Source organism: Cellulomonas septica, from assembly GCF_012396155.1.
Lineage (GTDB): Bacteria > Actinomycetota > Actinomycetes > Actinomycetales > Cellulomonadaceae > Cellulomonas > Cellulomonas septica.
In genome coordinates, this window is record NZ_JAAXOY010000360.1 from 1 (window position 1) to 3,587 (window position 3,587).

A 3,587-nucleotide genomic window follows, 5' to 3' on the forward strand; every position below is an offset into this window, starting at 1 on the left:
CGGTCGCGGCCGCCGTCCTGGACGCGCTTGGGACGCTGCTGGGCGTGACGCCGAGCGGGTGGCGCGAGTCGGTCGACGTCGCCGCCGCGCGCGTGCACGAGGCGGGTACCGGTCTCGCGCCCGACGGGCGGCTCGACCCGCGCTCGGCGGCCGCGCGCATCGCCGGGCTCCTCCCCGCCGACCGGGTCGTCGTGTCCGACGGCGGGCACTTCATCGCGTGGGCCAACATGTACTGGCCGGTCGCGTCGCCCGACCGGATGATCATGGTCGGCACGGCGTTCCAGTCGATCGGGCTGGGCTTCCCCAGCGTGGTCGGCGCGGCGCTCGCGCGGCCCGAGGTGACGGTCGTGCTCACGTCCGGGGACGGCGGCGGGCTCATGGCCCTGGCCGACCTGGAGTCCGCGGTGCGCGTCGCGGGCGGGCGCGGGATGGCCGTCGTGTGGAACGACGCCGCGTACGGCGCCGAGGTGCACGTCTACGGGCGCAAGGGCCTGGTGCGCGAGCCCATGCTCATCCCCGCCGTCGACTTCGCGGGCCTCGCGACCGCCGTCGGGGCGCACGGCGTGACCGTCCGGACGCTCGACGACCTGGACGACCTCGCCGACTGGGCCGCGCGCCCCGCCGCCGAGCGCCCCTTCCTGCTGCTCGACCTCGTCGTGTCGCCGGGCGTCGTCGCGCCGTACCAGGAGGAGATCGTGCGGGCGAACAGCTGAGCAGCACGCGTCCGCGAGCGCCCGGTGCCCGCGGACCGACCGGTTCCGTCAGACGACGACGCGAGGTGCGGATGTCCGAGCAGGCCACGAGCCGCGACGGGGTGGACCCGAGGTTCGCCGCGCTCCCGGGGCGTCCGGGGAAGGTCGTCGCGGTGCACCTGAGCTACGGGTCGCGTGCGGACCAGCGGGGGCGGCGGCCGGCGCAGCCGTCGTACTTCCTCAAGCCGTCGAGCTCGGTGGCCGGGTCGGGGGGCACGGTGGAGCGGCCGGCGGGGACGGAGCTGATGGCGTTCGAGGGTGAGGTGGCGCTGGTCATCGGGACGGCCGCCCGGTGGGTGGGCGTCGACGACGCGTGGCGGCACGTGGGGTGGGTGACGGCCGCGAACGACCTCGGGCTGTACGACCTGCGCGCGGCGGACCGCGGGTCGAACCTGCGGTCGAAGGGTGGGGACGGGTTCACGCCGCTGGGTCCGCGGCTGCTCGACGCCGCGTCGTTGGACCCCGCGGCGTTGCGGGTGCGCACGTGGGTCAACGGTGAGCTCCGGCAGGACGACACGACCGCGCGGCTGCTGTTCCCGCTCGCGCGGCTGGTCGCGGACCTGTCGCAGCACCTCACGCTCGAGCCGGGCGACGTGGTGCTCACGGGGACGCCCGCGGGGTCGTCGGTGCTGCGGCCGGGGGACGTGGTCGAGGTCGAGGTGGACGCGCCCGACGCACCGGGCTCCCCCACGACGGGTCGGCTCGTGACGACCGTGGTGGAGGGGACGCACGCGTTCGACTCAGGCGTCGGGACGCTGCCCGCGGTCGACGACCACCAGCGCGTCGAGGCGTGGGGGTCGCGCGCGGCCGCCGGGCTCGACCCGCAGCCGGAGACCGGTGGGCTGACGCCCGAGCTGCGCGAGAAGCTCACGCGCGTGCCGGTCGCGGCGTTGAGCGGGCAGCTCCGCAAGCGCGGGCTGAACCGGGTGACCGTCGACGGGGTGCGCCCGCTGGACCCGGGGACGCGGCTCGTGGGCACGGCGCGCACGCTGCGGCTCCTGCCCGGCCGCGAAGACCTGTTCGCCCGGTACGGCGGCGGGCAGAACGCGCAGAAGCGCGCGTTCGACGCGGTGGGTCCGGGTGAGGTGCTCGTCATCGAGGCCCGCGGTCAGTCGGACGCGGGCACGCTCGGTGACGTCCTCGCGCTGCGCGCGCACGTGCGGGGTGCGGCCGGGATCGTCACGGACGGCGCGGTGCGGGACAGGGACGCGGTCGCGGCCGTCGGCATCCCGGTGTACGCGGCCGGTGCCCATCCCGCGGTGCTCGGGCGCCTGCACGTGCCGTGGGACGTCGACGTCGCGGTCGCGTGCGGCGGGACGACGGTCGAGCCGGGCGACGTGCTCGTGGGCGACGCCGACGGCGTCGTCGTCATCCCGCCGGCGCTCGTCGCGGAGGTGGTCGACGCCGCGCTCGCGCAGGAGGAGGAGGACGCGTGGGTCGCCGCGCAGGTCGCGGCCGGGCACCCCGTCGACGGGCTGTTCCCGACGGGCGCACGGCCCCCGCCAACCCGCCGACCAAGCTCTTCGGCGAGCTCACCGCGCAGCACACCCGCCGGATGTCGCGGCTCGGCCTCACCGCCTGAGCAACCCGGCGCGCCGCCGCCGCGAGCCGCGCACGCCCGGCAGTCCGCGGACATGACGAGGCCCCCGCGACCGACCGGTCGCCGGGGGCCTCGTCCGTGCGTCGTCAGATGCTGCCGAAGCCCACGCGGGCCTTCGTCTCGGACCCGATCTCCACGTAGCCCAGCGTGGACGTCGGGACGATCACCCGACGACCGCGCGTGTCGTGCAGCTCCAGCACCGTCTTGCCGTCCAGCGCGGCGGCGACGGCCGCCGCGACCTCGTCGGCGGTCTGGTCGGTCTCCAGGACGATCTCCCGCGGCAGGTTCTGCACGCCGATCGTGATCTCCACGGCCATGTCTTCCTCGTCCTCCAACGTCGTCCGCTCGCGAGCGTCCGGGCCCACGGGGCCCGCCTGGACGATCCTAGGCGTCCTCGTACACGAAGTCGGGGCGGACCAGGCCCGCGACGCCGCCCCAGGCGAGCTGCGTGACGAGCTCGGCGGTCAGGCCGGCGTCGGCGACGGGTGTCGTGCGGAGCCGGTGCGTCGCCGCACCCTGCGCCATCGCGATCAGCGAGACGGCCAGCGTCGCGGAGGCGTCGTCGGCCAGACCCGTCACCTGGGAGAGCACACGGGCGATCCGGCGGGCGGCCTCGGACGACGCGTGCTCGACGCGGGCGCGCACGTCGGCGTCGTGCGTGACGTCGGACTCGAAGAGCAGCGTCGAGGACTCCCCGGCGACGTCGACGAAGTCGATGTAGGCCCGGACGATCGCGGCGATGACGTCGCGCCCCGCGCCGCGCTGGACGGGCCCGGCCTCGAGGGGGGCGACGGCTTCCTCGACGGCCGCGAGCAGGTCGGAACCGCACTGGTCGACGACGGCGAGGTAGAGGTCGAGCTTCGAGGGGAAGTGCCGGTAGAGCACGGGCTTGCTGACCTCGGCGCGGTCGGCGATGTCGTCCATGGAGACGTGGTGGAAACCCTCGGACGAGAAGAGGTCCTGCGCGATGCGCAGCACCTGGGCACGGCGCTCGTCGCGGGCCATCCGCGGGCTGCGCGGCCGTGGGGGCGAGCCGTCGGTCCCGTCTGTCATCCCGGCATGGTAGCGACGGCACGTGTCCGGGATGCGACGATGTCCGCGTGACCCCGCCCGAGATGCCCCGTCCGGACGAGCGCGCCCGTCGTGCGCCCGGACGCCGGTGGGGTCGACCCCTCGCCGGGGGCCGGAGCGTGGCGGTGGCGTCGGCCGTCGCGCTCGGCGGCCTCCTGCTGGGG

General features: G+C 75.9%; 3 protein-coding genes and 1 pseudogene. 2 read left to right on the plus strand and 2 right to left on the minus strand.

Features of this window, described 5'->3' with window-relative positions; translation table 11 throughout:
* Together HGA02_RS13190 and HGA02_RS13195 are read left to right on the plus strand one after the other, a co-directional pair.
* On the plus strand, window positions 1-713 hold a 713-nt coding region (locus HGA02_RS13190; RefSeq protein WP_246247770.1), incomplete at its 5' end, for a thiamine pyrophosphate-dependent enzyme.
* 71 nt (window positions 714-784) lie between these two features.
* Window positions 785-2,245, plus strand: a pseudogene (locus HGA02_RS13195) (fumarylacetoacetate hydrolase family protein); the annotation flags it as partial.
* Between the two features lie 193 nt (window positions 2,246-2,438).
* Here HGA02_RS13195 and HGA02_RS13200 read toward each other — a convergent pair.
* Both HGA02_RS13200 and HGA02_RS13205 read right to left on the minus strand, forming a co-directional pair.
* The gene (locus tag HGA02_RS13200; RefSeq protein ID WP_168679396.1) at window positions 2,439-2,663 is read right to left on the minus strand and encodes a DUF3107 domain-containing protein; all 225 of its coding nucleotides are present in this window, start codon (window positions 2,661-2,663) and stop codon (window positions 2,439-2,441) included.
* A 73-nt stretch (window positions 2,664-2,736) separates the two neighbouring features.
* A complete protein-coding gene (locus HGA02_RS13205; RefSeq protein ID WP_168679395.1) occupies window positions 2,737-3,405 on the minus strand; it encodes a TetR/AcrR family transcriptional regulator in 669 nt (222 codons plus the stop codon).
* Window positions 3,406-3,587 lie beyond the last annotated feature (182 nt).

What these genes read in the sequence shown, in the direction of transcription:
- HGA02_RS13205 (WP_168679395.1), bottom strand. Translation starts at nt 3,405, where the DNA reads ATGACAGACGGGACCGACGGCTCGCCCCCACGGCCGCGCAGCCCGCGG.